Origin of the sequence: Streptomyces flavalbus, from assembly GCF_042674625.1 — a bacterium.
Lineage (GTDB): Bacteria > Actinomycetota > Actinomycetes > Streptomycetales > Streptomycetaceae > Streptomyces > Streptomyces flavalbus.
Genome location: NZ_JBHTEB010000001.1, coordinates 5,497,547 through 5,523,154 on the forward strand (window position 1 = coordinate 5,497,547; position 25,608 = coordinate 5,523,154).

A 25,608-nucleotide genomic window follows, 5' to 3' on the forward strand; every position below is an offset into this window, starting at 1 on the left:
CCCCTCTGACCAGCCACAACGCAATTTCCACCACGACGGAACGCGACGAGCGAGACAGTCGCCACGGGGCGCCCCGTACCCTTCGAGCCGCCGCAGGACGGACAACGGGGGAGGAACCACGCATGGCGTGGGAGGAATGGGAACGGCTCAAGACCACATCAGGCCAGACCGACGCCGGGGACCAGGCCCCCCGGGGCGACCTGGTGGCGGGCCAGAAGGACCTGGCGGCCGTGGGCAAGGCGGCCCACGACCTGTTCGAGGACTTCCATGCCTACAGCGGCCACGCCCGCGTCGCCACGGAGGCCGCGGCGGGCGGCCTGCGCGCCGAGGGCTTCGCCCTGGGCCCCGCCCTGTCCCACGTCGCCGAGCGCTGGACCGAACAGACCCGGACCCTCCTGGACGCCTGCGCCCACATCTCCAACCACCTGCGCTTCACCCGCACCCAGCACGCCGCCGACGACACGTACATCGCCGGCGCGGTCAGCTCCATCACCCTCCTGGACGAGGGCTTCGACGACCGGAAGGGCTCCTGACCCCGATGGACCTCGACGCACTGCGCCACGGCGACTTCGCCAAGCTCGGCGAGGCGGTCACCGACTGGGAACAACTGACGAAGAAGCTCGCGGAGCTGAAGAAGTCCGCGGAGGACGACCTCAGGGCCAAGGCCCGCAAGGCCAAGTGGGCCGGGGCCAACGCCACCGTCACCCGCGAGTTCGTCGACAAGACGGCCGCGGAGTTCGCGGACGCGCACACCCAGGCCAGTTCCATCACGAAGATCCTCAGCGACACCCGCTCCGAACTCGTCGACTACCGCGCCCGCCTGAACGACGCCCTCGACCGGGCCGCCCGACAGCACCTGACCGTGGTCGACACCGGGGCGGGCACGTTCACGGTCACCGCGAACACCCGCCCCGACTGGGCGACCGACCCGACCGGCGGGACGAGCCCCGTCGCCTCATCCGCCGTCAACGCCCTCCGCGACGAGATCCAGGACGTCCTGACCAAGGCCACGGAGAGCGACCAGAGCGCCGCGAAGGTCCTGACCCTCCTGGTCGACCAGGCGAAGTACGGCTTCACCGACGCCCGCTACGCCGACCGCGACTCGGCGGCCGAGGCGGTCGCGGCGGCGGAACGACTGGCGAGGACGGCCGGGGACCCCTCGGAGATGACCCTCGACGAAGTGGAGAAGTTCACCCGCACCCTGACCAAGTACCACGCGGACCCGCTCTTCGCGGAACAGTTCGCCAGCCGCCTGGGGCCGAAGGCCACCCTCCAGTTCTGGACCGAGATGTCCCACGCCCACGCGGGCGCCCGGGGCGCGGAACTCGACACGATGCGGTCCCTCCAGAAGAACCTGGGCCTGACCCTCGCCACCGCCTCCTTCTCGGACTCCGACGCCATGCGGGCATGGAAACGCGACCTCCTCGCCTCAACCAACACCAGCTTCCACGCCAGCACCTCCCACAGCCCCGTGGGCGCACTGGGCTCCCAGGTCCTCAGCAGCCTGATGCGCCAGGGCCGGTACGACACCGAGTTCCTCGACGACTACCGGGAGCGGCTCTTCAAGGCCGACAAGGGGGCGGGGGAGTCGAGCACGGACGCGTTGTGGGTGAAGGGGTACGACGCGGTGGACCTGGTCTTCGGTGAAGGCAACGGCCGCGACCCGCTGGAAGGGCTGTTCGAGGGCCTCTCCCACAACCCCGAGGCGGCGACCCATGCGTTCACCTCCCCATCGGATCTGGACCACCTGCTGGGCACGACGGTGTACACGGACCGGGGTGAGTCGCTCGGCCGGGCCCTGCAGGCGGCGGTGACCGGAGTTGCCAACGGTGACACGACGTCGGTCGCTCCGCCGCACAGTGCGGAGCAGGTGGACATCATGACCAACGTCATGCGGGCGGTGGCCCAACCCGGGTCGAGTGCGAACCTGGTGCACCAAGGGCTGGGGGAAGCCTTCGGTAACATGGCAGCCGCCTATATGCCGGAGATCAGCAATGTCCTGGGCGGTAGCGGCGGTGACTCGGTCTTCCTCACGAACAGTGAGAAGCACCTTGCCCCGGAGGACGCAACCGATGTCGTCCGATTCCTCTCAGCCGTGTCTGAGGACCCCCTTGGGAGGGCCGGAATCGTTTTCGGCGAGGGCATGTACACCAGTGGCCTGATCGAGGCGCATCTTGCCGATCCGACTCTGTTCGACGGTCCGGATGTGAAAGCCCTGGAGACGATCGGAAGGAATGCGGGGATCGTAGAGGGCATCGTGGCTCAGTCCCTTGCTGACAACGACGTGCGCGCCGCTGTCGAAGGAGAGGCGAGCTACAACGAAGCCCTGAAGGCCAAGGGTGACTTCGCCAAGACCTGGATCGCCGTCGGTGTGACCTTCGTCCAGATCCCGGAAGCCTATGGGGGAGCCGCCATGGGAGCCGTTGTCGGCGGGGGCGTCGGAGCAGTCGCGGGAGCCGCCATCGACCGTGTGCTGCAAGGGCAGACCATGAGCGGCGCACTGGACGAAGCCCTGTACCAGAGCTCCAAGGACGTCTTCGCCGCCCGCGACTCCGCCAACACGCTGACTCAGTGGGCGGCGGAGGAGAGCATCGCTCGTTACGACGTCGACCTCCCGGTGGACTCTGCGAAGAACAGCATTCGCGTCGCCGTCAACGAGGGCTGGGACAACGCCAGCGCACTTCTGAGGCAGAGCAAGGAGCGGCCGAATGGTTAAGGCGCGGGAATGGCTGTGGACCTGGGAGACGCTGAGGCAGTTCTGCCTGGGAGCGGGCGTTCTCTGCGGCCTGGGAGCCGCCGTCTGGTTCGGCTACACACAGTTCTTCACCAAAGGGCTTGAGCGTCTTCCTGCGACGCTGTGCGACGGCACGGTGGAGCGGGACATGGTCACCCAGGTGCTGCCACCGGCCCGATACGCGGACGAGTACTCCCACGGCGTCGATGCGGGCCACCAGACCAGGTATTCCTGCTCGGTCGCGACCAGCAATGACGCGCGGGTCTGGAGCACGGTCGAAATCAGCTCCTCCACCTTCGAGGACATGCTCAAGAACCGGCCCCCCAATGCCCGGCTCATCCGCGCTTCCGCCGACGGCATAGAGGCGTACGCGGCCAGCGACAAGTCCACCTACGTCTATGTCCCCTGCACCCCTCCCGTCACCGACCCCTCCGACGACGAGTACGCGCTCGTCGCCAGGGTGGACGCCTGGGGTGACACCGCGATCACCGGCGCCCCCCTACGCCAGGCCCTCACCGACATCGGCTACCGCATAGCCCAGCACGTCTACAAGCTCGCCGAATGCCAGGACGACCGCACCTGGCCCGACCAATTGCCCCCCTACGACGCCAGCGAGGCTCCCCGCGAGCGTTAGCGGACGGCTGCCGCACCTCGGCGCGGGCCCCGTCGCCGTCGACGTCCGGACCGACGGTGACCTCGGGTTCGCGCTCCCGCTGCACCGCAGGGGTGACGGGTGCGTCACCAGCCAGGTGTACCACTCCCTCCGGGGAGGGGACCATCGGTGGACGGACGCCGAACAACTCTCCGGGGGGATCGTCGGCTTCGACCTGGAGAGCCCCGCAGCGGCCGCGGTGGTGGTGCTGTCGGCGTCCGAGTCCAGGGTGTTCACCGGCCACGGTGACGACGGTCGTCCCCGAAGGCGTGCCGACCCGCGTGGTCCTCGTCGCCGTGCGGCCCGGTGAGCGTCTGCGGGTCGTCCCGGTGGACGCGCGCGGGGCCACGGCACCCACCCGGAGCCTGGACCTGTACCCCGGCGTCCGCTGACCTCAGGCCAGGCTGTCCCGCCAAGCCCGGTGCAGGTCCGCGAAGCGGCCCGTGTCGTTGATCAGGTCTGCCGGGGTGCCGTCCTCCACGATTCGGCCGTGTTCCATGACCAGGACGCGGTCGGCGATCTCCACCGTGGAGAGGCGGTGCGCGATCACCACCGCCGTACGGCCCCTCAGGACCGTCGCCATCGCGCGCTGGACCGCGCGTTCGCCGGGCACGTCGAGGGAGCTGGTCGCCTCGTCGAGGATCAGCACCGCCGGGTCGGCCAGCAACGCCCGCGCGAACGCGACCAGTTGGCGCTGGCCCGCCGAGATGCGGCCGCCGCGCTTGCGGACGTCCGTGTCATAGCCGTCCGGGAGGGAGGCGATGAAGTCATGGGCGCCGATGGCCTTCGCCGCCCGCTCGATGTCCTCACGGGTCGCCTCCGGGCGGCCGATGGCGATGTTCTCCGCGACCGTGCCGGAGAACAGGAACGCCTCCTGGGTCACCATGACCACCCCGCGCCGCAGCTCCGGCACGGGCAGGTCGCGCAGGTCCACGCCGTCGAGGAGGACCCGGCCCTCCGTGGGGTCGTAGAACCGGGCGAGGAGCTTGGCCAGCGTCGACTTGCCCGCGCCGGTGGAGCCGACCACCGCGACCGTCTGCCCGGCCGGGAGGGTGAGGTCGAAGCGGGGGAGCACCTCACCGCCGGTGCGGTACGCGAAGCGGACCGACTCGAAGACCACCTCGCGGCCCGGCTCCCCGGACCGCCGCTCCGGGAGCTGGCGCGGCGCCGACGGCTCCGGCACCGACGGCGTCTGCGCCAGCAGCCCCGCTATCTTCTCCAGCGACGCCGCCGCCGACTGGGCGGAGTTCAGGAACATGCCGAGCCGGTCGATCGGGTCGTACAGCCGCCGCAGGTACAGCACCGCCGCCGCCAGCACACCCAGCGCCAGCGTGCCGTCCGCCACCCGGTACGCGCCCCACAGCACGATCCCCGCGACCGCCGTGTTGGCGACCAGCCGGGAGCCCACCACATAGCGGGCCATCTCAAGCAGCGCGTCACCGTTGGAGCGCTCGTGCCGCCGGTTCAGCACCCGGAAGTCGGCGTCGTTGGCGGCCTCCCGGCGGAACGCGCGCACCGGGCGGATGCCGTTCATCGTCTCCACGAACTTCACGATCACCGCCGCGATCGCCGTGGACCGCGTCCGGTACACCCGCCGCGCCCGGTGCTGGTACAGCCGCACCAGCCCGTACAGCGGCACGAACGACGCCACCGCGACCGCGCCGAGGCCCAGGTCGAGCCAGAGCAGCAGCGCCGCGATGTAGACGAACGACAGGATGACGGTGACGAGTTCCTGGAGGCCCTCGTCCAGCAGCTCGCGCAGGGACTCCACGTCCGTGGTGGAGCGGGAGATCAGCCTGCCCGAGGTGTAGCGCTCGTGGAAGTCGACGCTGAGCGCCTGCGCGTGGCGGAAGATCCGGCCGCGCAGGTCCAGCAGCACGTCCTGGTTCACGCGCGCCGCGGACACGATGAAGCCGTACTGGAGGACGCCCGACGCCAGCGCGCACAGGAGGTAGGCCACGCCCACCGCCACCAGCGGACCCCGGTCGTGGTCGCGGAACGCCGGTACGGCGTGGTCGATGGCGTACGCCACCAGCAGCGGGCCCGCCTGCACCGCCGCCTGCTGGAGCAGCAGCAGGAGTGTCGTCACCGCCACCCGCGCCTTCCGCGGGCCGAGCAGGGAGCGCAGCAGCGTGCCGGTGGCGCCGGGCGGGGTGGGCAGGGTGTCCTGGTCGAAGGGGTCGCCGCCGGGGGTGGCGGTGCCGGGTGTGCGGCGGTCGTTCGGTTCCTCGTCCGTGACGGGCGCGGATGTCGTCGGGGCCGTCATCGGTCGTCGTCCTCCCCGGACATCAGGTGGGCGTACTCGGCGTTGCCGTGCAGCAGTTCGTGATGGGTGCCCACGGCGGTGATCCGGCCGCCGGACAGCAGGGCCACCCGGTCGGCCAGCAGCACCGTCGACGGGCGGTGCGCCACGATCAGCGCGGTGGTGTCCGCGAGGACCTGTCTGAGCGCCGCCTCCACGGCGGCCTCGGTGTGCACGTCCAGCGCGGACAGCGGGTCGTCGAGGACCAGGAACTCCGGCTGCCCGACGACCGCCCGGGCGAGCGCGAGCCGCTGCCGCTGCCCGCCGGACAGGCTGAGGCCCTGCTCACCGACCTGGGTGTCGGTGCCGTGCGGCAGCGCGTGCGCGAACTCGGCCTGCGCGACGGACAGCGCCCGGTTCAGCTCGGCGGCGCTCCCGCCGTCACCGGCGCCCATGAGGACGTTCTCCCCGACGCTCGCCGAGAACAGCGTCGGCTCCTCGAACGCGACGGCGACCCTGGCGCGCAGCTCCTCGCGGCTGAGGTCCCGGATGTCGGTGCCGTCCAGCGTGATCCGGCCGGAGGTGACCTCGTGCAGCCTCGGGATCAGCGCGGTGAGGGTCGTCTTGCCGCTGCCGGTCGCGCCGACCAGGGCCATGGACTCGCCGGGGCGGATGTGCAGGTCGATGTGGTGGAGGAGGGGCGGGGAGTCGGGCGGCGCGTCCGGGTAGCGGAAGCTGACGTCGTGGAAGCGCAGGCCCCGGAGGTCCGGGGTGTCCGCCGCGCGCACGGACGCCGTCCTACGGGAGGCCCCGGCTGTCTCCTCGACCTCCTCGTCCATCACCTCGAAGTACCGCTCCGTCGCCGTCGCCGCCTCCTGGCTCATCGCCAGCAGGAAGCCGATGGAGTCCACCGGCCAGCGCAGCGCGAGCGCCGTGGAGAGGACGGCGACCAGGGTGCCCGCGGACAGCCCGCCGTCCGCCACCATGACCACGCCCACCACCAGCGCCGCCCCGATGGCCAGCTCGGGCAGGGCGACGATGACCCCCCAGATCGTCGCCAGCAGCCGCGCCTTGTGCAGTTCCGTCCCCCGCAGCGTGCGGGACAGCTCGCGGAACGCGTGCGCCTGGCTGCGGTGCCGGCCGAAGCCCTTGATGATCCGGATGCCGAGCACGCTCTCCTCGACGACGGTCGTCAGGTCGCCCACCTGGTCCTGCGCCCGGCGCGCCACGTCCGCGTACCGCCGCTCGAAGATCACGCAGGTGACCAGCACCGGTACCGCGGGAATCAGGACGACCAGCCCCAGCGTCCAGTCCTGCACCAGCATGATGACCACGCCGACGAGGATGGTGACGCCGTTGACCAGCAGGAACGTCAGCGGGAAGGCGAGGAACATCCGCAGCAGCATCAGGTCCGTGGTGGCCCGGGACAGCAACTGGCCCGACGCCCAGCGGTCGTGGAAGGCGACCGGCAGCCGCTGGAGGTGGCGGTACAGGTCGGCCCGCATCTCCGCCTCGACCCCGGCCAGCGGCCGGGCCACCAGCCAGCGCCGCAGCCCGAACAGCAGCGCCTCCGCGAAGCCGAGCAGCAGCAGGTACAGGGCGCCGAGCCACACCCCGGCCGGGTCCCGGTCGGCGACCGGGCCGTCCACGATCCACTTCAGGACGAGCGGGATCACCAGGCCCGTACAGGACGCGACGATGGCGATGAACGCGGCGGTGAACAACCGCGCCCGCACGGGACGGACGTACGGCCACAGCCGCAGCAGGGTGCGGACGGCGGAGCGGTCGGAGCGGACGGGTTGGTCGGCGGTGGCGGGTGTCGTGGGCATCAGGGGCGAGCCTACGGTTTGCCACTGACACTGCCCACCGAGTTTCCGGGCACCCGCAGGTCACCGCGGTCACCGGGCCCTCGCCACGGTCACGCCAGCACGCGCAGCAGCAGCACCGTCCGCGCCGGTACCGTCACCTCCGCCCACGCCGCGAACCGAACGCCCGGCGCCGCCGACTGCTCCTCCCGCGAGGTGTCGACGACCACCTCGTACCGCTCCGCCCACGGCGCCCCCGGCAGCACGAAGCGCACCGGCGCCTCCCCGGCGTGCAGCACGGCGAGGAAGCTGTCGTCGAGGACCGGCGCCCCGCGCTCGTCCCGCCCGGGGATGTCCCGTCCGGAGAGGTACATGCCCAGCGTGGCGGCGGGCGCGTACCAGTCGCCCTCCGTCATCTCCGTGCCCCGCGCGGTGAACCAGGCCAGGTCCCGCAGCCCGTCCGCCGAGTGCGCCCGCCCGGAGAAGAACGCCCGGCGCCGCAGCACCGGGTGGCGGTGGCGCAGCGCGATCAGCCGCGCGGTCAGGTCGGTCAGCGCCCGCCAACCGGGGTCGGCCAGCAGCCCCCAGTCCAGCCAACTGATCTCGTTGTCCTGGCAGTAGGCGTTGTTGTTGCCCCCCTGCGTGCGGCCCAGCTCGTCCCCGGCGACCAGCATCGGCACGCCCGTCGACAGCAGCAGCGTCGTCAGCAGGTTCCGCAGTTGCCGACGCCGTAGCGCCCGTATCCGCTCGTCGTCGGTCTCGCCCTCGGCGCCGCAGTTCCAGGCGCGGTTGTCGGCGGAGCCGTCCCGGTTGCCCTCGCCGTTGGCCTCGTTGTGCTTGCGTTCGTACGACACCAGGTCGCGCAGGGTGAAGCCGTCGTGCGCGGTGACGAAGTTGACGGAGGCGTAGGGCCGCCGCCCGCCCCAGGCGTACAGGTCGCTGGAGCCGGACAGCCGGTACCCCATCTCCCGCACGTCGGGCAGCGCGTGCCGCCAGAAGTCGCGTACGGCGTCCCGGTAGCGGTCGTTCCACTCCGTCCACAGCGGCGGGAAGGCGCCCACCTGGTAGCCGCCGGAGCCCACGTCCCACGGCTCGGCGATCAGCTTGACGCGCCGCAGCACCGGGTCCTGGGCGATGACCGCGAGGAACGGGGAGAGCATGTCGACGTCGTGCATGGAGCGCGCCAGCGCCGCCGCGAGGTCGAAGCGGAAGCCGTCGACGCCCATCTCGGTGACCCAGTAGCGCAGGGAGTCCGTGATGAGGCGCAGCACGTGCGGCTGGACGACGTGCAGGGTGTTGCCGCAGCCGGTGTAGTCGGCGTAGCGGCGGGCGTCCGGTTGGAGGCGGTAGTAGCCGCGGTTGTCGACGCCCTTCAGGGAGAGCGTCGGGCCCAGCTCGCCCGCCTCCGCGGTGTGGTTGTAGACCACGTCGAGGATGACCTCGATCCCGGCGGCGTGCAGCGCGCGCACCATCCGCTTGAACTCGCCGACCTGCTGGCCCGCCGTACCGGTGGCGGCGTAGGCGGCGTGCGGGGCGAAGTAGCCGATGGAGTTGTAGCCCCAGTAGTTGCGCAGGCCGCGGCGGAGCAGGTGGTCCTCGTGCGCGAACTGGTGCACCGGCAGCAGCTCCACCGCCGTGACGCCCAGTTGGGTCAGGTGCGCTATGGCCGCCGGGTGCGCGAGCCCGGCGTACGTGCCGCGCAGCTCCTCGGGTACGCCGGGGTGCAGCTTGGTGAAGCCGCGCACGTGCAGCTCGTAGATGACGGAGTCCGCCCACGGCGTCTTGGGGCGGCGGTCGTCGGCCCAGTCGTCGTCATCGTGGACGACGACGCCCTTGGGGACGTACGGCGCCGAGTCGCGGTCGTCGCGGACGGTGTCGGCGACGTGCTGCTGCGGCCAGTCCCGGACGTGCCCGTACACCTCCGGGGGCAGCCCGTGGGTGCCGTAGTCGCCGTCCACCGCGCGCGCGTACGGGTCGAGCAGCAGCTTCGCCGGGTTCCAGCGCCCGCCGGTCCACGGGTCCCAGCGGCCGTGCACCCGGTAGCCGTAGCGCTGGCCGGGCAGCACGCCCGGCACGAAGCCGTGCCAGATCTCGTGGGTCAGCTCGGTCAGCGGCAGCCGCCGCTCGGCGCCGTCCGGGTCGAACAGGCACAGTTCGACCGCCTCCGCCCCGCCCGCCCACAGCGCGAAGTTGGTGCCCGCCACACCGTCCGGGCCCACCCGGTACCGGGACCCCAGCGGCGTCGGCGCGCCGGGCCACACCGGCCCGGCGGCGGACGGCGCGGGGGGCGGTGCGCCGTTCACCACGGCGGCCGGACGGCCCCCTCCGGGCGCCGTCTCCTGTTCGGCTGCGCTCGACACCTGTCGGCCTCCCGCGGCTCGTGGGCATGACACCGTGAGGGGCCGTCGGTGTCCCGTCCGTGGCTCCCGTCGCGTCGTCCTCCCACTGTTCTGCCCAGAGCGTGGCTCGCACTCACGTTTCCCCAGGGCGGGGCGCGTCGTTGGGTTCGTTTGTGAGGCACGAACATGGGCGCGCGCGGCGCGCGAGGGCCGCTCTGGCCGCCGTAGTGACATGGGCAGGACTGCTGGCCGGAACCGCCTGTACCGCCGAGGGCGGACCGTCCGGCATCGGCGCGCTGGGCGCGCCGCCCGCCGCCGAGGACGTCATCCGCGTCACCCCCGGCGACGGCGTCAAGGACGTCGGGCCCGACGAGAAGCTGCTGGTACGCGTCCCCAGCGGGCGCCTTGAGTCGGTGCGTGTGGTCCGTTCGCAGGATGCCCGGCAGACGCCGGTGGCGGGCCGGATCTCCGACGACGGACTGCGCTGGGAACCCGCCGACGAGCGCCTGTCGCTGGCCGCCGAGTACACCGTCGACGTGGTCGCCCTCGACGGCCACGGCCGCCGCTCGGCCCGGCACACCACCTTCACCACCGCCGTCCCCGAGGAGCGCTTCATCGGCTACGTCACCCCCGAGGACCGCGCCACGGTCGGCACCGGCATGATCGTCTCGCTGGAGTTCAACCGGGAGGTCGAGAACCGCGCGGCCGTCGAACGGGCCGTACGCGTGAGCGCGCGCCCCGCCGTCGAGATCCGCCCGCACTGGTTCGGCAACGGCCGCCTCGACTTCCGCCCCGAGCACTACTGGAAGCCCGGCACGCGCGTGACGGTCGACCTCCGCCTCCGGGACGTCGAGGGCGCCCCCGGCGTCTACGGCCTCCAGGACCGCACGTTCACCTTCACCGTCGGCCGCGACCAGGTCTCCGTGGTGGACGCGGCCCGGCACACCATGCGGGTGCGCCGCGAGGGGGAGCTGCTGGGCACCGTGCCCATCACGGCGGGCGCCCCGAGGACGACGACGTACAACGGCAAGATGGTCGTCACCGAGATGCTGGAGATGACCCGCATGGACGGCGCCACGGTCGGCTTCAAGAAGAAGGACGGCAAGGGCGAGTACGACATCCCCGACGTGCCGCACGCCATGCGGCTGACCGAGTCCGGCACCTTCCTGCACGGCAACTACTGGGCGCCCGCGAGCGTGTTCGGACAGACCAACGTCAGCCACGGCTGCATCGGCCTCAGGGATGACAAGGGCGGCGGCTCGGACACCCCGGCGGGCTGGTTCTTCGACCGCAGTCTGGTCGGCGACGTGGTGGAGGTCGTCGGCAGCGAGGACCGGACGGTCGACCCCGACAACGGGCTCGGCGGCTGGAACATGGGCTGGGCGGAGTGGAAGGCGGGCAGCGCGCTGGGGTGACCTGGGACGACCCCGGGAACCAGGTCATGGATCTCGGTACGAAACAGTGACAAACGCGCGACACAGACCCCTCCGATCATCTGGTTAATATGCGCGGACGCGTGAGTAGCGCGGAACGCGCCGCGTGTACGGCGCTGGGGACCGGGCCTGTTCGGGCCCGAGAGGGTCCGGATGATCCCGGGCCCGCGGAGGGGAGAACGACGTGAACGTGCGACCGATATCGGGGGCGTCGGTTGACGCGCGCGGGGGGCGTGTCGGGAGAAACGGCTTGCTGGCGCTGCTGCTCGGCGCGCTGCTGCTGGCCGTCACCGCCTGCGGCGGCGGAGGATCGGGCTCCGGGTCCGGCTCCGACTCCGCGAACGGCGGCAAGGGCAAGAACGGGGACTCGACCAGCACGCAGAGCGCGCAGTCGGAGGCCGTCGTCTCCATCGCCCCAGAGAACGGCGCCGAGTCCGTCGACACCAGCGGCGCCCTGAAGGTCACCGCGGCCAAGGGCGAGCTGACCGAGGTCGTCGTCAAGGACGCCAAGGGCAAGGAGATAGCGGGGGAGATAGCCAAGGACGGCGCGAGCTGGACGCCGTCCACCCACCTCGCCGCGTCGACGAAGTACCAGGTGCACGCGGTCGCCAAGGACGCCGAGGGCCGGGAGGCCGCCGAGGACTCCTCCTTCACCACCCTGACCCCGCAGAACACGTTCGTCGGCTACTTCACCCCCGAGGACGGCGCCAAGGTCGGCGTCGGCATGACCTTCTCCCTCAACTTCACCCGGGGCATCACCAACCCCGAGGACGTCGAGAAGGCCATCGAGATCAAGACCGAGCCCGCCGTCGAGGTCGAGGGCCACTGGTTCGGCAACGACCGCCTCGACTTCCGCCCCGAGCACTACTGGGAGCCTGGCACCAAGGTCACCGTCAACCTCAACCTCGACGGCGTCGAGGGCCGCGACGGCGTCTACGGCGAGCAGTCCAAGACCGTCAGCTTCACCATCGGCCGTGGCCAGGTCTCCGTCGTCGACGTCAAGAAGCTGACGATGACGGTCAAGCGCGACGGCGAGGTCATCAAGACCATCCCCGTCACCACCGGTCAGGCGGGCATGGAGACCTGGAACGGCAAGATGGTCATCACCGAGCGGCTGCCGGTGACCCGGATGAACGGCGAGACGGTCGGCTACGGCGGCGAGTACGACATCAAGGACGTCCCGCACGCCATGCGCCTGACCACGTCCGGCACCTTCATCCACGGCAACTACTGGGGCGGCGACGCCTTCGGCAACTACAACGCCAGCCACGGCTGCATCGGCCTGCGCGACGTGCGCGGCGGCTGGGACGAGAAGGCCCCGGCGGCCTGGTTCTTCGACAACTCGCTGGTCGGTGACGTGGTCGAGGTGAAGAACTCCAACGACGCGGTGGTGGCCCCGGAGAACGGCCTCAACGGCTGGAACATGCCGTGGGAGGAGTGGAAGTCGTAGCCCCCGCTGAACCGGCCCCGGCCCCGGCGCCCGCTCCTCCGCCCTGTGAGGTACGGCACCGGGGCCGATGTCGTTAGTGGCCGTTAACCTGCTGGCATGACCGTGAATCTCGAAGTCGCCGAGGGCGTCGGCACGATCCGCCTCGACCGCCCGCCCATGAACGCGCTGGACATCGCGACGCAGGACCGGCTGAAGGAACTCGCCGAGGAGGCCACCCGCCGCACGGACGTGCGCGCGGTGGTGCTCTACGGCGGGGAGAAGGTGTTCGCGGCGGGTGCGGACATCAAGGAGATGCAGGCCATGGACCACACGGCGATGGTCCTGCGCGCCCGCGGCCTCCAGGACGCCTTCACCGCCGTCGCCCGCATCCCCAAGCCGGTGGTGGCGGCCGTCACCGGCTACGCCCTGGGCGGCGGCTGCGAGCTGGCGCTCTGCGCGGACTACCGGATCGCCGCGGAGGACGCCAAGCTGGGCCAGCCGGAGATCCTGCTCGGCCTGATCCCCGGCGCGGGCGGCACCCAGCGGCTGCCGCGGCTGATCGGCCCCTCCAAGGCCAAGGACCTGATCTTCACCGGCCGGATGGTCAAGGCCGCCGAGGCGCTGACGATCGGCCTGGTCGACCAGGTGGTCCCGGCCGCCGAGGTCTACCCGACGGCGCACGCCTGGGCGGCACGGCTGGCGCAGGGCCCGGCGCTCGCGCTGCGCGCCGCGAAGGAGGCCGTCGACACCGGCCTGGAGGCCGACATCGACACCGGTCTCGCGGTGGAGCGGAACTGGTTCGCGGGCCTGTTCGCCACGGAGGACCGCGAGCGCGGCATGAGGAGCTTCGTGGAGGAGGGCCCGGGCAAGGCGAAGTTCTCCTGAAACCACCCCCCCTTGGCCCTTGCCATTGACGCGGTGTCTGATCCGGTTCCCTCGATGGGGCGGTTTGTGGAAGCCTTGAGGCAACCTTGAGCCGGTGCCGTCGAGGGAGTCGGTCCATTGCCGCCAGCCGACCCGTTTCCGCAGCTCAACGAGGCCGCGGAGGATCCCGAAGTGCCATCGGTATATGCCGGGCGAATCCAACGGAACGTCAGCTTCCGGGGGGTGTATTCGTCCGGAACGGCCACGAAGGGACCGCTCGGCGGCCATGATGGGGGCATGGCGGGGCTGGAGGGCATCGAACAGCCACGGGGACACAGCCGTGCGCCCGCGGCGCGCTGGTCGCCCGCGGTCGAGGACGAACGAGCGCTCAGGGCCCTGGAGCTGTACGGCAACCCGGCCGACGCCGAGGTCACCCTGCCGTCCCGCCCCGAATCGGCGGCCACGGCACGGCGACTGGCCCAGGTGGTCGTCCTCCGCCAGTGGGGCCTGACCCCCAAGATGACCGAGGACGCCGTCCTGCTCGTCTCCGAACTCGTCGGCAACGCCGTACGCCACACCGGCGCCCGCGTCTTCGGCCTCCGGATGCGCCGCCGCCGCGGCATGATCCGCATCGAGGTCCGCGACCCCTCCCGCGGCCTGCCCTGCCTGCTGCCCGTCCAGGAACTCGACACCACCGGCCGCGGCCTCTACCTGATCGACAAACTCTCCGACCGCTGGGGCGTCGACCTCCTCCCCCGAGGCAAGACGACTTGGTTCGAAATGAGAGTGGCGGACCGGTAAGTCCCCATCCGTGTCCCTTAAATGGTGCGGGTGATCCGTCTCCTCCTCGCGGCGAGCCTCCTCCTCGCCACCGCCCTCGCCGCCTGCGCCCCCGCCCCCAGGCCCTCCGCCCCCACCGCGACCCGCCACCCCGTCGTCCCCGCGCCGCCCAAGAAGCCGCTCATCAAGGGCCTCCCCGGGATGCCCCCCGTCCTGGACCCCACCGACGTCTACGCCGCCGACCGGCCGAACAACCTCTCGCCGGTCGTCAGGGACTTCCCGTCCCGGGTCTACGTCCCCAACTCCGAGGCCGACACGGTCTCCGTCATCGACCCGGAGACGTACGAGGTCGTCGACACCATCCCCGTAGGCCGCCAGCCGCAGCACGTCGTCCCGTCCTGGGACCTCAAGACCCTCTGGGTGAACAACAACCGGGGGCACACCCTCACCCCCATCGACCCCGCGACCGGCGAGGCGGGCGCCCCGGTGGACGTGCACGACCCGTACAACCTCTACTTCACGCCCAACGGGAAGCACGCCGTCGTGATGGCGTCCCTCGACCGGGAACTGGTCTTCCGGGACCCGCACACCATGAAGCCCGTCAAGACCGAACCGGTCGACTGCTACGGCGTCAACCACGCCGACTTCTCCCTCGACGGCCGCTACTTCATCGTCTCCTGCGAGTTCAGCGGCGAGCTGCTGAAGGTCGACAACGAGAGGATGGAGGTCGTCGGGGAGCGGAAGCTGCCGTTCGAGGGCGCGATGCCGCAGGACGTGAAGGTCTCCCCGGACGGCAGGAGGTTCTACGTCGCCGACATGATGGCCGACGGCATGTGGGTGCTGGACGGCGACAGCTTCGACGAGCCGACCCTGCTCCCCACCGGCGAGGGCTGCCACGGCCTCTACGTCAGCCGCGACTCACGCGAGATGTACGTCTCCAACCGCGGCGAGGGCACCGTCTCCGTCTACGACTTCACCCAGGGCAAGCTGACCAGGAAGTGGCACCTGCCCGGCGGCGGCAGCCCCGACATGGGCGGCGTCTCCGCCGACGGCAAGGTCCTGTGGCTCTCCGGCCGCTACGACGACGAGGTGTACGCCCTCGACACCCGCACCGGCACCCAGCTCGCCCGCATCCCCGTCGGCAGCGCCCCGCACGGCCTCGCCGTCTACCCCCAGCCGGGCCGCTACTCCCTCGGCCACACCGGCGTCTTCCGCTGACCCGGCCGACCCGGCCGCCCAGGTCAGCGGGCCACGAACAGCGCCTCCGACCCCACCGGACGGTACCCGGCCGCCTGGAACGCCCGCAGACTGCGGGCGTTCCCCGCCGACACCTGCGCCCACACCGCCTCGCCCCCGGCCAACTGCCGCGCCGCCGTCGCCAGCGCCCGCCCCAGCCCCCGGTGCCGTACCGCCTCGTCCACCTCCACCGCCGCCTCCAGCCGCCCGGCGATCCCGCGCCCCAGCACCAGCACACCGCCGTCGGCGGCCCACACCCGCACCTCGTCGCGCCGCTTGCGGGAGCTGACGACCCGGGGATGGTCCGGGTCCGCGATCTCACGCAGCGCGAGGGACGGCGCCCCCGGCAGCGCGGCAGCGACCGTCATCACGTCGATGGTGTCGGTCCGCCGCCCCGTCCGCGCCATGAAGGCGGCGAGGAACCGCGGGTTCATCGTCGCGGCCAGCGCGTCGCAGTCCAGGGCCCGCAGGGTGTCGTACACCCACTCCGGGTCCTCGTCCGTGAAGACGACCGAGTGCGCGGTGAAGGCGAGCACCCCCGCGTCCCGGGGCGAGTCCTGCGGCACGACGGTCGTACGGCCGTCCGCGGGCGGGAAGACCCCGCGCGCCGCCGCGTCCAGAATGTCCCTCAGCCCCGCCACCGCACCCCTCCGCACCGCGCTTGAGTCTCCACCGACTGGAAGGCCCAGACTCGCAGACATGATCGACGACGGCACCGGACTTCTCACCATCGGGGAGCTGGCCCGCGCCACCGGACTGACCGTGCGCACCATCCGCTACTGGTCCGACGAGGGCGTCCTGCCCCCGGTCACCCGTTCCCCGGGCGGCTACCGGCTCTACGGCGCCGAGTCCGCCGCCCGGCTGGAACTCGTCCGCACCCTGCGCGAACTGGGCCTCGGCCTGGACGACGTCCGCACGGTGCTGGCCGGGGAGCGGACGGTCGCGGAGGTCGCGGCGGCGCACGTCGTGGCGCTGGACGCGCAGATCCGCTCCCTGAAGGTGACCCGCGCGGTGCTGTCGACCGTGGCGCGACGTGGTTCGACCACCGAGGAGATGACCCTGATGAACAGGCTGGCACGGCTGTCGGCCGCCGAACGGCGGCGGATCATGGACGAGTTCGCGGAGGAGGTGTTCCGCGACGTGGACGCCACCGTCGACCCGGACGTCGAGCACCGGCTGCGGCACACCGTCGTCGACCTGCCGGACGACCCCACCCCGCGGCGGGTCGACGCCTGGGTGGAACTGGCGGAGCTGGTGCGGGACCCGGGGTTCCGGGCCCGGATGCGGCAGATGGTGGAGTTCAACGCGCGGGGCCGCGGCCCGGACACCCCGCCGGGCGCCACGATGTGGTTCTTCAAGCGCCTGGTGGAGCTGGCCGGACGCGCCCGCGCGGAGGGCGTCGCGCCGGAGTCCGAGGAGGCGGAGCCGTTCCTCACCGAACTCCTCGGCCCGGACGCCGACCTGGCCGCCGTACGGGAACGCCTTGAGGCCACCTTCCACGCCGAGGCCAACCGCTACCGGGAGCTGATCGCCCTGGTCAACGGGCGTGAGCCGCAGCCCGCGCACGCCGAGGACTTCGCCTGGGTGGTCGCCGCACTGCGGTTCAGGACCGGCGGTTAATCTGATCACCGTCATCCAGACGGTCAGATTGACGGGATAAAAAGGGGCACATCGGTGGCGGACATCGAGGAAGCGCGCAGGCAGTTCGAGCGGATCGACACGGACGGGGACGGCGTCATCACCGCCGCCGAGTTCAAGACCGCCCTGGCGCAGGGCGGCGACTGGAACGTCACCGAGGCGGTCGCCGAGGCCGTCATCGCCGACCGCGACCTGAACGGCGACAAGGTGCTGTCGTTCGACGAGTTCTGGGCGCACCTGGACAAGTGACGCACGACGGAGGGGGCGCCCGGTGTCAGGGGCGCCCCCTCCCTTTTTCCCCGCCGGTCACCCGGATGCCGCACGCCCCGGAATAGCCCGCGCTGCCCCGGGGTTGACGCCCTTCACAAGCAGTGAATGCACATGCATCTACTCCGAAAGGGTCAGTCGTGAAGATCGGCATCATCGGCGCGGGCAACATCGGCGGCAACCTCACCCGGCGGCTCACCGCCCTCGGCCACGACGTCTCCGTGGCCAACTCGCGCGGCCCGCACACCCTCCAGGAGCTGGCGGCGGAGACGGGCGCGACCCCGGTACGGGCCGAGGAGGCCGCCCGGGGCGCGGAGGTCGTCGTGATCACCGTCCCGCTCAAGGCGGTGCCCGACCTCCCGCCGGGCCTGCTCAAGGAGGCCGCGGACGGCGTCGCGGTCATCGACACCAACAACTACTACCCGGCGCAGCGTGACGGCCGGATCAGCGGCATCGAGGACGAGGGCCTCACCGAGAGCCGCTGGGTCGAGCGGCAGATCGGCCACCCCGTGATCAAGGCGTTCAACGGCACCTACGCCCAGGACATCCTGGACCGCCACCGCCCGGTCGGCGCCCCCGACCGCATCGCCCTGCCCGTGGCGGGCGACGACGAGAACGCCAAGGCCAAGGTCCGCGCCCTCATCGAGGACCTCGGCTTCGACACCGTCGACGCGGGCACCATCGACGACTCCTGGCGCCAGCAGCCCGACACCCCCGTCTACGGCCTGCGCGGCGGCGTCACCGAGGTCGAGCGGGCCCTCGCGGAGGCGAAGCGGGACCGCTGACCGGGCGCGCGCCGAGCGGTGTTCAACACTCGATGATGTTCACCGCCAGCCCGCCCCGGGCCGTCTCCTTGTACTTGACGCTCATGTCGGCGCCGGTGTCCTTCATGGTCTTGATGACCTTGTCGAGGGAGACCTTGTGGGAGCCGTCGCCGCGCAGGGCCATGCGGGCGGCGGTGACCGCCTTCACCGCGGCCATGCCGTTGCGTTCGATGCAGGGGATCTGGACGAGGCCGCCGACCGGGTCGCAGGTGAGGCCGAGGTTGTGCTCCATGCCGATCTCGGCGGCGTTCTCGACCTGCTCCGGCGTGCCGCCCATCACCTCGGCGAGGGCGCCCGCGGCCATCGAGCAGGCGGAGCCGACCTCGCCCTGGCAGCCGACCTCGGCGCCGGAGATGGAGGCGTTCTCCTTGAAGAGCATCCCGATCGCGCCGGCGGCGAGGAGGAAGCGGACCACGCCCTCCTCGTCGGCGCCGGGGATGAAGTTGATGTAGTAGTGCAGGACCGCCGGGATGATGCCCGCCGCGCCGTTGGTGGGGGCGGTGACGACCCGGCCGCCCGCCGCGTTCTCCTCGTTCACCGCCATCGCGTAGAGGGTGATCCACTCCATGGCGTGCGCGAGCGGGTCGCCGTCGGCGCGGAGCTGGCGGGCCGTGACGGCGGCGCGGCGGCGTACCCGCAGGCCGCCCGGCAGGATGCCCTCGCGGGACATGCCGCGGTCCACGCACGCCCGCATCACCCGCCAGATCTCCAGCAGGCCCGCGCGGATCTCCTCCTCGGTGCGCCAGGCGCGCTCGTTCTCCAGCATCAGGGCGGAGATCGACAGGCCGGTCTCCTCGGTGAGCCGGAGCAGCTCGTCGCCGGTGCGGAAGGGGTACTTCAGGACCGTGTCGTCCAGCTTGATCCGGTCCGCGCCCACCGCGTCCTCGTCGACGACGAACCCGCCGCCCACCGAGTAGTACGTCTTCGACAGCAGCTCGGCGCCCGCGGCGTCGTACGCCCACAGCGTCATGCCGTTGGCGTGGTAGGGGAGCGCCTTGCGGCGGTGGAGCTTGAGATCCTTGTCGAAGTCGAAGGGGATCTCGTGCTCCGAGAGCAGACGCAGTCGCCGCCGCGTCCTGATCGCCTCGACCCGGTCGTCCGCCGTCTCCACGTCCACCGTGCGCGGCGAGGCGCCCTCCAGGCCGAGCAGCACCGCCTTGGGCGTGCCGTGGCCGTGGCCGGTGGCGCCGAGGGAGCCGTACAGCTCGGCGCGGACGGAGGCGACGGAGGGCAGCAGGCCCTCGTTGCGCAGGCGGCGGGCGAACATCCGGGCGGCCCGCATCGGGCCCACCGTGTGGGAGCTGGACGGGCCGATGCCGATCGAGAACAGGTCGAAGACCGAGATGGCCACGGTCACTCCTCAGGGGCGGGGCGGCGGCGCGTCCGGGGTCCGGGTCTCGGACCGGGCGCGCCGCCTGGGACTTACTTGGTCAGGCCGGGTACAGGGGGTGCTTGTCCGCCAGGGCCTTCACTCGGGACTTCAGGGACTCGACGTCGTAGGACGGCTTGAGCGCCTCCGCGATCACGTCCGCGACCTCCGCGAAGTCCTCGGCGGTGAAGCCGCGGGTCGCGAGGGCGGGCGTGCCGATCCGCAGTCCCGAGGTGACCATCGGGGGCCGCGGGTCGTTCGGGATGGCGTTGCGGTTGACGGTGATGCCGACCTCGTGGAGGCGGTCCTCGGCCTGCTGGCCGTCCAACTCGGAGTGGCGCAGGTCCACCAGGACCAGGTGCACGTCCGTGCCGCCGGACAGCACGTCCACGCCGACCGCCTTGACGTCGTCCCGCACCAGGCGCTCGGCGAGGATGCGGGCGCCGTCCAGGGTACGGCGCTGGCGCTCCTTGAAGTCCTCGCTGGCCGCGACCTTGAACGCGACCGCCTTCGCCGCGATCACATGCTCCAGCGGACCACCCTGCTGACCAGGGAAGACCGCGGAGTTGATCTTCTTGGCGAGGTCGGCCGTGGAGAGGATCACACCGCCGCGCGGACCGCCCAGGGTCTTGTGGGTGGTGGTCGTGACGACGTGCGCGTGCGGCACCGGGTTCGGGTGCAGCCCGGCCGCGACGAGGCCCGCGAAGTGCGCCATGTCGACCATCAGGTACGCGCCGACCTCGTCCGCGATCCGGCGGAACGCGGCGAAGTCGAGCTGGCGCGGGTAGGCCGACCAGCCCGCCACGATCAGCTTCGGCCTGCTCTCCTTGGCCAGCTTCTCGACCTCGGCCATGTCGACCCGGCCGTCCTCGCCGACGTGGTAGGCGACCACGTCGTAGAGCTTGCCGGAGAAGTTGATCTTCATGCCGTGGGTCAGGTGCCCGCCGTGCGCGAGGTTCAGGCCCATGATCGTGTCGCCGGGCTTCAGCAGCGCGAACATCGCCGCCGCGTTGGCCTGCGCGCCCGAGTGCGGCTGCACGTTGGCGTGCTCGGCGCCGAACAGCTCCTTGACCCGGTCGATGGCGATCTGCTCGACCACGTCGACGTGCTCACAGCCGCCGTAGTAGCGGCGGCCCGGGTAGCCCTCGGCGTACTTGTTGGTGAGGACCGAGCCCTGCGCCTCCATCACCGCGACGGGCGCGAAGTTCTCGGAGGCGATCATCTCCAGCGTGGACTGCTGGCGGTGCAGCTCGGCGTCGACCGCGGCGGCGACCGCCGGGTCCAGCTCGTGCAGGGGGGTGTTGAGGACAGACATCCGGATACGACTCCTCAGCCCGCGGTGTGCGCGGCGTACTCGTCGGCGGAGAGCAGGTCGGCGGGCTCGTCGGAGACCCGTACCTTGAACAGCCAGCCGCCCTCGAAGGGGGCCGAGTTCACCAGCGACGGGTCGTTCACCACGTCGTCGTTGACCTCGGTGACCTCACCGGACACCGGCGAGTACAGGTCGCTGACCGACTTCGTCGACTCCAGCTCGCCGCAGGTCTCACCCGCGGTCACCGTGGAGCCCACGTCGGGGAGCTGGGCGTAGACGACGTCGCCGAGCGCGTTGGCCGCGAACTCGGTGATGCCGACCGTCGAGACGCCGTCCTCGGCGGCCGACAGCCACTCGTGCTCCTTGCTGTAACGAAGCTGCTTGGGGTGGTTGCTCATGGCCTGAATTCTCCTGTACGAGGGTGAGTGCTGATGATGAGGGGGACTGCTGGCGGCGCTGGTGAGCAGGCCGGACACGTGCACGTCCAGCCAACGGTCCGACGCCCGGTGTGTCTACTTCCGGCGCTTGTAGAACGGCAGCGCCACAACCTCGTACGGCTCGTGGCTGCCTCGAATGTCCACGCCGACCCCGGCCGTGCCCGGCGCCGCGTGCGCCGCGTCGACGTACGCCATCGCGATCGGCCTGCCGAGGGTGGGGGAGGGGGCGCCCGAGGTGACCTCGCCGATCACCGCGCCGTCGGCGACGACCGGGTACCCGGCGCGCGGCACCCGGCGGCCCTCGGCGACCAGGCCGACCAGGACGCGCGGCGGGTTGGCCGCGGCCCGCTCCGCCGCCTGGGCCAGCGCCGTACGCCCGACGAAGTCGCCCTCCTTCTCGAACTTCACCACCCGGCCGAGACCGGCGTCGAAGGGCGTCAGGGACGTGGTCAGCTCGTTGCCGTACAGCGGCATACCCGCCTCCAGGCGCAGCGTGTCCCGGCAGGACAGCCCGCACGGCACCAGACCGGCCGCCTCGCCCGCCTTGGTCAGCGCCTGCCACAGCTCCACCGCGTGCTCCGGCCGCACGAACAGCTCGAAGCCGTCCTCACCGGTGTACCCCGTGCGCGCGATCAGCGCCGGGACGCCCGCGACCGTGCCGGGCAGCCCGGCGTAGTACTTCAGGCCGTCCAGGTCGGCGTCGGTCAGCGACTTCACGATCGCCGGGGACTCGGGGCCCTGCACGGCGAGCAGCGCGTAGGCGTCCCGGTCGTCGCGCACCTCGGCGTCGAAGCCCGCGGCGCGCCCGGTCAGCGCGTCCAGCACCACCTGGGCGTTGGAGGCGTTGGCCACGACCATGTACTCGGTCTCGGCCAGCCGGTAGACGATCAGGTCGTCCAGGATGCCGCCGTCCTCCTGGCAGATCATGGTGTAGCGGGCCCGGCCGACGCCGACGGAGGCGATGTTGCCGACGAGCGCGTAGTTCAGCAGGGCCGCGGCCTGCGGACCGGTCACCGTGATCTCGCCCATGTGGGAGAGGTCGAACAGCCCGGCCCGCGTGCGCACGGCGTTGTGCTCGTCGCGCTCGGAGCCGTAGCGCAGCGGCATGTCCCAGCCCGCGAAGTCGGTCATGGTGGCGCCCAGCGCGCGGTGCACGGCGTCCAGCGCGGTACGGCGGGGTTCGGTACTGCTCATCGGTCGGTCGTCTCCCAGGGCATGACGGCGGGGGCGAGGTCGGTCCTCCCCATCTGTCATCGGAACCTGAGAGGTTCGTCATGACCGCGCGCGAGCGGCGCGTACGACATGACTTGCACCTTGGGTGGGGCCACCGGCAGGGGCGGCCCGCTTTTCAGATGTGCCTCGCCCGCGCGGTAACGGGGCCTGAGAGATTCAAGGGAGGGACTTGCTCCTTCGGCGCCCCAGCGGCTGGCTGGGGACTCTCCCGCGCGGATTCAAACGGCCGGTATGCAGTTGGCGGGCACATCATTGCACGCATCGACCCCGGGCGGCAGGGGGAACCGGTGCGCAGCGCTCTGTAGCGGGCTTGTTGCGGGAAGCGCACGAAAACTGGGGAGACCCAGTATTACCTTCGCTTTACAGTCGACGGGCGGGAGCACGTGAACCGCCCACGGGGAGGACGATCACGGTGAACAGGACCACGGCGGCGTACGCCACCACCTCGGGTCCCGCACTGCCCGGACAGGCCACCGCCCCCGCACTGCCCGCACCCGTCGTCCGCGACCTGCGCGAGCGCGGCGGCCGCAGCCCGCACGCCCTGCTCTTCGGCCCCCGCGACCTCGTCGTCGTCACCGGCCTGCCCGGCAGCGGCAAGTCCACCCTGATGCGCCGCACGGTCCGCGCCACGCGCATCGACTCCCAGGACGCCCGCGACCGCTGGGAGAGCCGTACGCCGTCCTGGTTGCCGTACGCCGTCTACCGCCCCCTCGTCCGCGCCGCGCACTACGCCGGGCTGCGCCGCGCCCTGCGCCGTGGGGAGGCCGTCGTCGTGCACGACTGCGGCACCCAGGCGTGGGTGCGTGGCTGGCTGGCCCGCGCCGCCCGTCGCCGGGGCGGCGCCCTGCACCTGGTCATGCTCGACGTCACCCCGCGCGAGGCCCTCGCGGGCCAGCGCGAACGCGGGCGCGGCGTCTCCCGGTACGCGTTCCTGCGCCACCGCGGCGCCGCCGCCCGGCTGCTGCGCCGGGTGGAGCGCGGCGAACTGCCCGACGGCTGCGGCTCGGCGGTCCTCCTTGACCGGGACGCGGCGAACGCGCTGCGCCGCATCGGCTTCACCGGGTGAGGGACCGCACGACGGGTGCCGCTAGCCTTTCCAGCCACACGGCAGTACGGAGCAGGCGGTAACAGATGGACATCCCGGCGCAGGCGCACCCCCATCCGCACGGCGGATGGCCCGGCAACGAACTGGAGGAGGTGCTCTCCGCCTCCCTCGGCGTGCCCTCGGCGGGGGCCCGCATCGTCGAGGTCCTCGGCCGCAGCTCCCTGTGGGTGCCGCTGCCCAACGGCGGGGGTCCGCACAGTGGCCCCCTCGACCTGCCCACCCTGGAGATCGACGGCCAGGCGTACGTCCCCGTCTTCAGCTCCGAGGAGCAGCTCCGCCAGGTCACCGGTGCGCACATGTCGTTCACCGTCGCCCCCGCCGTGGAGTTCGCCCGCGGGCTGCCGCCGCAGGTCGGCCTCGCCGTCAACCCGGACGGCGTGGTCGGCGTCCCGCTGCCGCCGCAGGCCGTGGCCGAGCTGTGCCGGGCCGGGCGCACCCCGCTCGACGGCTTCGCCAGCGGCGGCCGGGTCCGGCTCTTCGAGCCCGACTGGCAGGACGACCCCGTCGACTTCCTCGCCGCCGCGTCCGCCGAGTTCGAGGCCACCGGCGTCGTCCGCACCGCCCGCCGCTGCCTCGCCGCCGTCGAGACCGGCGATCCGGTGATGTTCGTCGGCGTCGAACTCTCCCAGTGGGAGGGCGACCTCCGCCTGCGCCCCATGGACGCCCTCGGCCGCGCCCTCGGCCGGACCCCCGTCAAGTGGCCGGTCAACCTGGTCCTGATGGACGTCTCCGACGACCCCGTCATCACCTGGCTGAGGGAAAAGGTCCGGCCGTTCTATACAACGGGTCAGTAGCCGCGCCGGGCCGGACGGCCAACCCGCGCACGCCCCGGCCCCGCACCGCCGTCGGAGGCTTACGCTAGGGTCACAAGCTGAATCGGCGTTGTACAGAGGGGCGTAAAAAGGTGAGCGCTGGCACCGCCGCGGCCGGTCAGGTCGAGCACATGCTGCGCCAGGTGACACCCGGGCGCTACGACGCCTACGAGGCCCTCCTGCGCGCCCTCGCCACCCCCTCCACCGGCCGGATCTGGATGCTCCTGTGGCACGGCCAGTCCGGTTCCCCGGACGCCCAGTACGGCAACATGGACGTCGACGGCTTCGGCTACGCCCCGTGCGTCACCTCCGCACAGGAGCTGTCGGCCAGCGGCTGGAACCGTTCGTACGAGGTCATCGACGGCATCGACGTCGCCCGCGCCCTCTACCCCGACCACTGCGGACTGTGGCTGAATCCGCACGCCCCCGGCGGCGGCGTCGGCGTGCCGTGGCTGGATCTGCGCCGGATCGCCACCGGCCTGGACCGCCAGCCCGCCGGACCCCTGAGACTGTCCGAGCCCGGCATCGAGGTCCCGCAGTTCTACGCCCTGCTCGCGCAGAACGCCCACCGCACCCCCGCCGTCCGCTCGCTGCGCCGCGCCTGGGTGCAGCCCGCGCTCGGCGCGCCGTACCTCGCCATCGGCCTGGACGTGTACGACACCTCGCCGCCCGCCGTGGACGCGGTGCGCGCGATGATGCGGCAGTCCGTCAGCGCCGTACCGGACGGACTCCCCGTCTCCACCGTCGCGCTCTCCGACGAGCACGACCCGGTCGCGATGTGGATGCGGGCCAACGCCCGTCCGTTCTACGACCGCGAGGCGCACGCCGCCCCGTCCGCGCCCGCCCCGGTCAGCGGCTACGGCTACCCGCCCACCCCCGGCCACCAGCCCGGCGCGACGGCCCCGCACGCTTACTGAGCGCAGTCGCCCCATCACCTCTGGCCTGCGCAAACGCACTTGGCGGACGGGCCCTGAACTGCTGGGTGTATCAGGCAAGTTAACTTTCGCACCCGCGATGTACCAGTACTCTCCGATTTATCGACTGTTCAGATCTCGACTAGGTATCACCGCTATGCGGACTGTTCTCCGCGGCCCGTC

General features: G+C 71.8%; 23 protein-coding genes and 2 riboswitches. Of the genes, 15 read left to right on the forward strand and 8 right to left on the reverse strand.

Annotation, left to right across the window (positions count from 1 at the left end):
• Positions 1-122 precede the first annotated feature (122 nt).
• The 4 genes from ACFQZ6_RS24815 (at position 123) to ACFQZ6_RS24830 (ending at position 3,778) form a co-directional block, all read left to right on the forward strand.
• Positions 123-533: a hypothetical protein gene (locus tag ACFQZ6_RS24815; RefSeq protein WP_381612655.1), complete on the forward strand. Its 411-nt coding sequence runs from the start codon at positions 123-125 to the stop codon at positions 531-533.
• A 5-nt stretch (positions 534-538) separates the two neighbouring features.
• On the forward strand, positions 539-2,716 hold the full coding sequence (locus ACFQZ6_RS24820) for a hypothetical protein (protein WP_381612657.1): 2,178 nt from the start codon (positions 539-541) through the stop codon (positions 2,714-2,716).
• On the forward strand, positions 2,709-3,368 hold the full coding sequence (locus ACFQZ6_RS24825) for a hypothetical protein (protein ID WP_381612659.1): 660 nt from the start codon (positions 2,709-2,711) through the stop codon (positions 3,366-3,368). The genes ACFQZ6_RS24820 and ACFQZ6_RS24825 overlap by 8 nt, the downstream gene beginning before the upstream one ends.
• Before the next feature lie 263 nt (positions 3,369-3,631).
• Complete coding sequence (locus ACFQZ6_RS24830) at positions 3,632-3,778, forward strand: hypothetical protein (RefSeq protein WP_381612662.1); 147 nt, start codon at positions 3,632-3,634, stop codon at positions 3,776-3,778.
• Between the two features lie 2 nt (positions 3,779-3,780).
• Here ACFQZ6_RS24830 and ACFQZ6_RS24835 read toward each other — a convergent pair whose 3' ends face one another.
• The 3 genes from ACFQZ6_RS24835 to glgX form a co-directional block, all read right to left on the reverse strand.
• Positions 3,781-5,652, reverse strand: a complete 1,872-nt coding sequence (locus ACFQZ6_RS24835; protein WP_381612664.1) for an ABC transporter ATP-binding protein — start codon at positions 5,650-5,652, stop codon at positions 3,781-3,783.
• Positions 5,649-7,457, reverse strand: a complete 1,809-nt coding sequence (locus ACFQZ6_RS24840; RefSeq protein ID WP_381612667.1) for an ABC transporter ATP-binding protein — start codon at positions 7,455-7,457, stop codon at positions 5,649-5,651. The genes ACFQZ6_RS24835 and ACFQZ6_RS24840 overlap by 4 nt, the downstream gene beginning before the upstream one ends.
• 89 nt (positions 7,458-7,546) lie before the next feature.
• Positions 7,547-9,793, reverse strand: coding sequence for a glycogen debranching protein GlgX (gene glgX / locus ACFQZ6_RS24845; protein ID WP_381612670.1), 2,247 nt, complete (start codon positions 9,791-9,793; stop codon positions 7,547-7,549).
• 152 nt (positions 9,794-9,945) lie between these two features.
• On the opposite strand from glgX, the gene ACFQZ6_RS24850 reads away from it, so the two are divergent.
• The 5 genes from ACFQZ6_RS24850 to ACFQZ6_RS24870 all read left to right on the forward strand — a co-directional run bounded on the left by ACFQZ6_RS24850 (position 9,946) and on the right by ACFQZ6_RS24870 (position 15,496).
• Entirely contained in the window at positions 9,946-11,187 is a 1,242-nt protein-coding gene (locus ACFQZ6_RS24850; RefSeq protein WP_381612672.1) for a L,D-transpeptidase, read from the forward strand.
• A gap of 202 nt (positions 11,188-11,389) precedes the next feature.
• Complete coding sequence (locus tag ACFQZ6_RS24855) at positions 11,390-12,655, forward strand: L,D-transpeptidase (protein ID WP_381612675.1); 1,266 nt, start codon at positions 11,390-11,392, stop codon at positions 12,653-12,655.
• 96 nt (positions 12,656-12,751) lie between these two features.
• Positions 12,752-13,519 carry an enoyl-CoA hydratase/isomerase family protein gene (locus tag ACFQZ6_RS24860; RefSeq protein WP_381612678.1) on the forward strand — a complete coding sequence of 256 codons (768 nt, stop codon included), beginning with the start codon at positions 12,752-12,754 and terminating at the stop codon, positions 13,517-13,519.
• A 276-nt stretch (positions 13,520-13,795) separates the two neighbouring features.
• Positions 13,796-14,299, forward strand: a complete 504-nt coding sequence (locus ACFQZ6_RS24865; protein ID WP_381612680.1) for an ATP-binding protein — start codon at positions 13,796-13,798, stop codon at positions 14,297-14,299.
• Positions 14,300-14,329: 30 nt separating this feature from the next.
• A complete protein-coding gene (locus tag ACFQZ6_RS24870) occupies positions 14,330-15,496 on the forward strand; it encodes a YncE family protein (RefSeq protein ID WP_381612683.1) in 1,167 nt (388 codons plus the stop codon).
• 23 nt (positions 15,497-15,519) lie between these two features.
• Here the strand turns inward: ACFQZ6_RS24870 and ACFQZ6_RS24875 are convergent, their stop codons facing one another.
• Entirely contained in the window at positions 15,520-16,155 is a 636-nt protein-coding gene (locus ACFQZ6_RS24875) for a GNAT family N-acetyltransferase (RefSeq protein WP_381612686.1), read from the reverse strand.
• A gap of 58 nt (positions 16,156-16,213) precedes the next feature.
• On the opposite strand from ACFQZ6_RS24875, the gene ACFQZ6_RS24880 reads away from it, so the two are divergent.
• The 3 genes from ACFQZ6_RS24880 to ACFQZ6_RS24890 all read left to right on the forward strand — a co-directional run bounded on the left by ACFQZ6_RS24880 (position 16,214) and on the right by ACFQZ6_RS24890 (position 18,204).
• A complete protein-coding gene (locus ACFQZ6_RS24880) occupies positions 16,214-17,134 on the forward strand; it encodes a MerR family transcriptional regulator (protein WP_381612689.1) in 921 nt (306 codons plus the stop codon).
• Positions 17,135-17,188: 54 nt separating this feature from the next.
• The gene (locus ACFQZ6_RS24885; protein WP_381612691.1) at positions 17,189-17,401 is read left to right on the forward strand and encodes an EF-hand domain-containing protein; all 213 of its coding nucleotides are present in this window, start codon (positions 17,189-17,191) and stop codon (positions 17,399-17,401) included.
• Between the two features lie 158 nt (positions 17,402-17,559).
• Positions 17,560-18,204, forward strand: coding sequence for an NADPH-dependent F420 reductase (locus tag ACFQZ6_RS24890; protein WP_381612694.1), 645 nt, complete (start codon positions 17,560-17,562; stop codon positions 18,202-18,204).
• Between the two features lie 22 nt (positions 18,205-18,226).
• On the opposite strand, the gene ACFQZ6_RS24895 is transcribed toward ACFQZ6_RS24890, so the two are convergent.
• The 4 genes from ACFQZ6_RS24895 to gcvT all read right to left on the reverse strand — a co-directional run bounded on the left by ACFQZ6_RS24895 (position 18,227) and on the right by gcvT (position 22,555).
• Positions 18,227-19,594, reverse strand: a complete 1,368-nt coding sequence (locus ACFQZ6_RS24895) for an L-serine ammonia-lyase (RefSeq protein ID WP_381612697.1) — start codon at positions 19,592-19,594, stop codon at positions 18,227-18,229.
• Between the two features lie 79 nt (positions 19,595-19,673).
• A complete protein-coding gene (gene glyA, locus ACFQZ6_RS24900; RefSeq protein ID WP_381612700.1) occupies positions 19,674-20,927 on the reverse strand; it encodes a serine hydroxymethyltransferase in 1,254 nt (417 codons plus the stop codon).
• 14 nt (positions 20,928-20,941) lie between these two features.
• Positions 20,942-21,322: a glycine cleavage system protein GcvH gene (gene gcvH, locus ACFQZ6_RS24905; RefSeq protein WP_381612703.1), complete on the reverse strand. Its 381-nt coding sequence runs from the start codon at positions 21,320-21,322 to the stop codon at positions 20,942-20,944.
• A 114-nt stretch (positions 21,323-21,436) separates the two neighbouring features.
• Positions 21,437-22,555, reverse strand: coding sequence for a glycine cleavage system aminomethyltransferase GcvT (gene gcvT / locus ACFQZ6_RS24910; protein ID WP_381612705.1), 1,119 nt, complete (start codon positions 22,553-22,555; stop codon positions 21,437-21,439).
• Between the two features lie 43 nt (positions 22,556-22,598).
• Positions 22,599-22,719: riboswitch (glycine riboswitch) on the reverse strand.
• A riboswitch (glycine riboswitch) is annotated at positions 22,720-22,815 on the reverse strand.
• Between the two features lie 185 nt (positions 22,816-23,000).
• On the opposite strand from gcvT, the gene ACFQZ6_RS24915 reads away from it, so the two are divergent.
• The 3 genes from ACFQZ6_RS24915 to ACFQZ6_RS24925 all read left to right on the forward strand — a co-directional run bounded on the left by ACFQZ6_RS24915 (position 23,001) and on the right by ACFQZ6_RS24925 (position 25,428).
• Positions 23,001-23,660 carry an AAA family ATPase gene (locus ACFQZ6_RS24915; protein ID WP_381618624.1) on the forward strand — a complete coding sequence of 220 codons (660 nt, stop codon included), beginning with the start codon at positions 23,001-23,003 and terminating at the stop codon, positions 23,658-23,660.
• 65 nt (positions 23,661-23,725) lie between these two features.
• Positions 23,726-24,493, forward strand: coding sequence for an enhanced serine sensitivity protein SseB (locus ACFQZ6_RS24920; protein ID WP_381612707.1), 768 nt, complete (start codon positions 23,726-23,728; stop codon positions 24,491-24,493).
• 110 nt (positions 24,494-24,603) lie between these two features.
• Positions 24,604-25,428, forward strand: coding sequence for an enhanced serine sensitivity protein SseB C-terminal domain-containing protein (locus ACFQZ6_RS24925; RefSeq protein WP_381612710.1), 825 nt, complete (start codon positions 24,604-24,606; stop codon positions 25,426-25,428).
• The last annotated feature ends 180 nt before the right edge of the window (positions 25,429-25,608 follow it).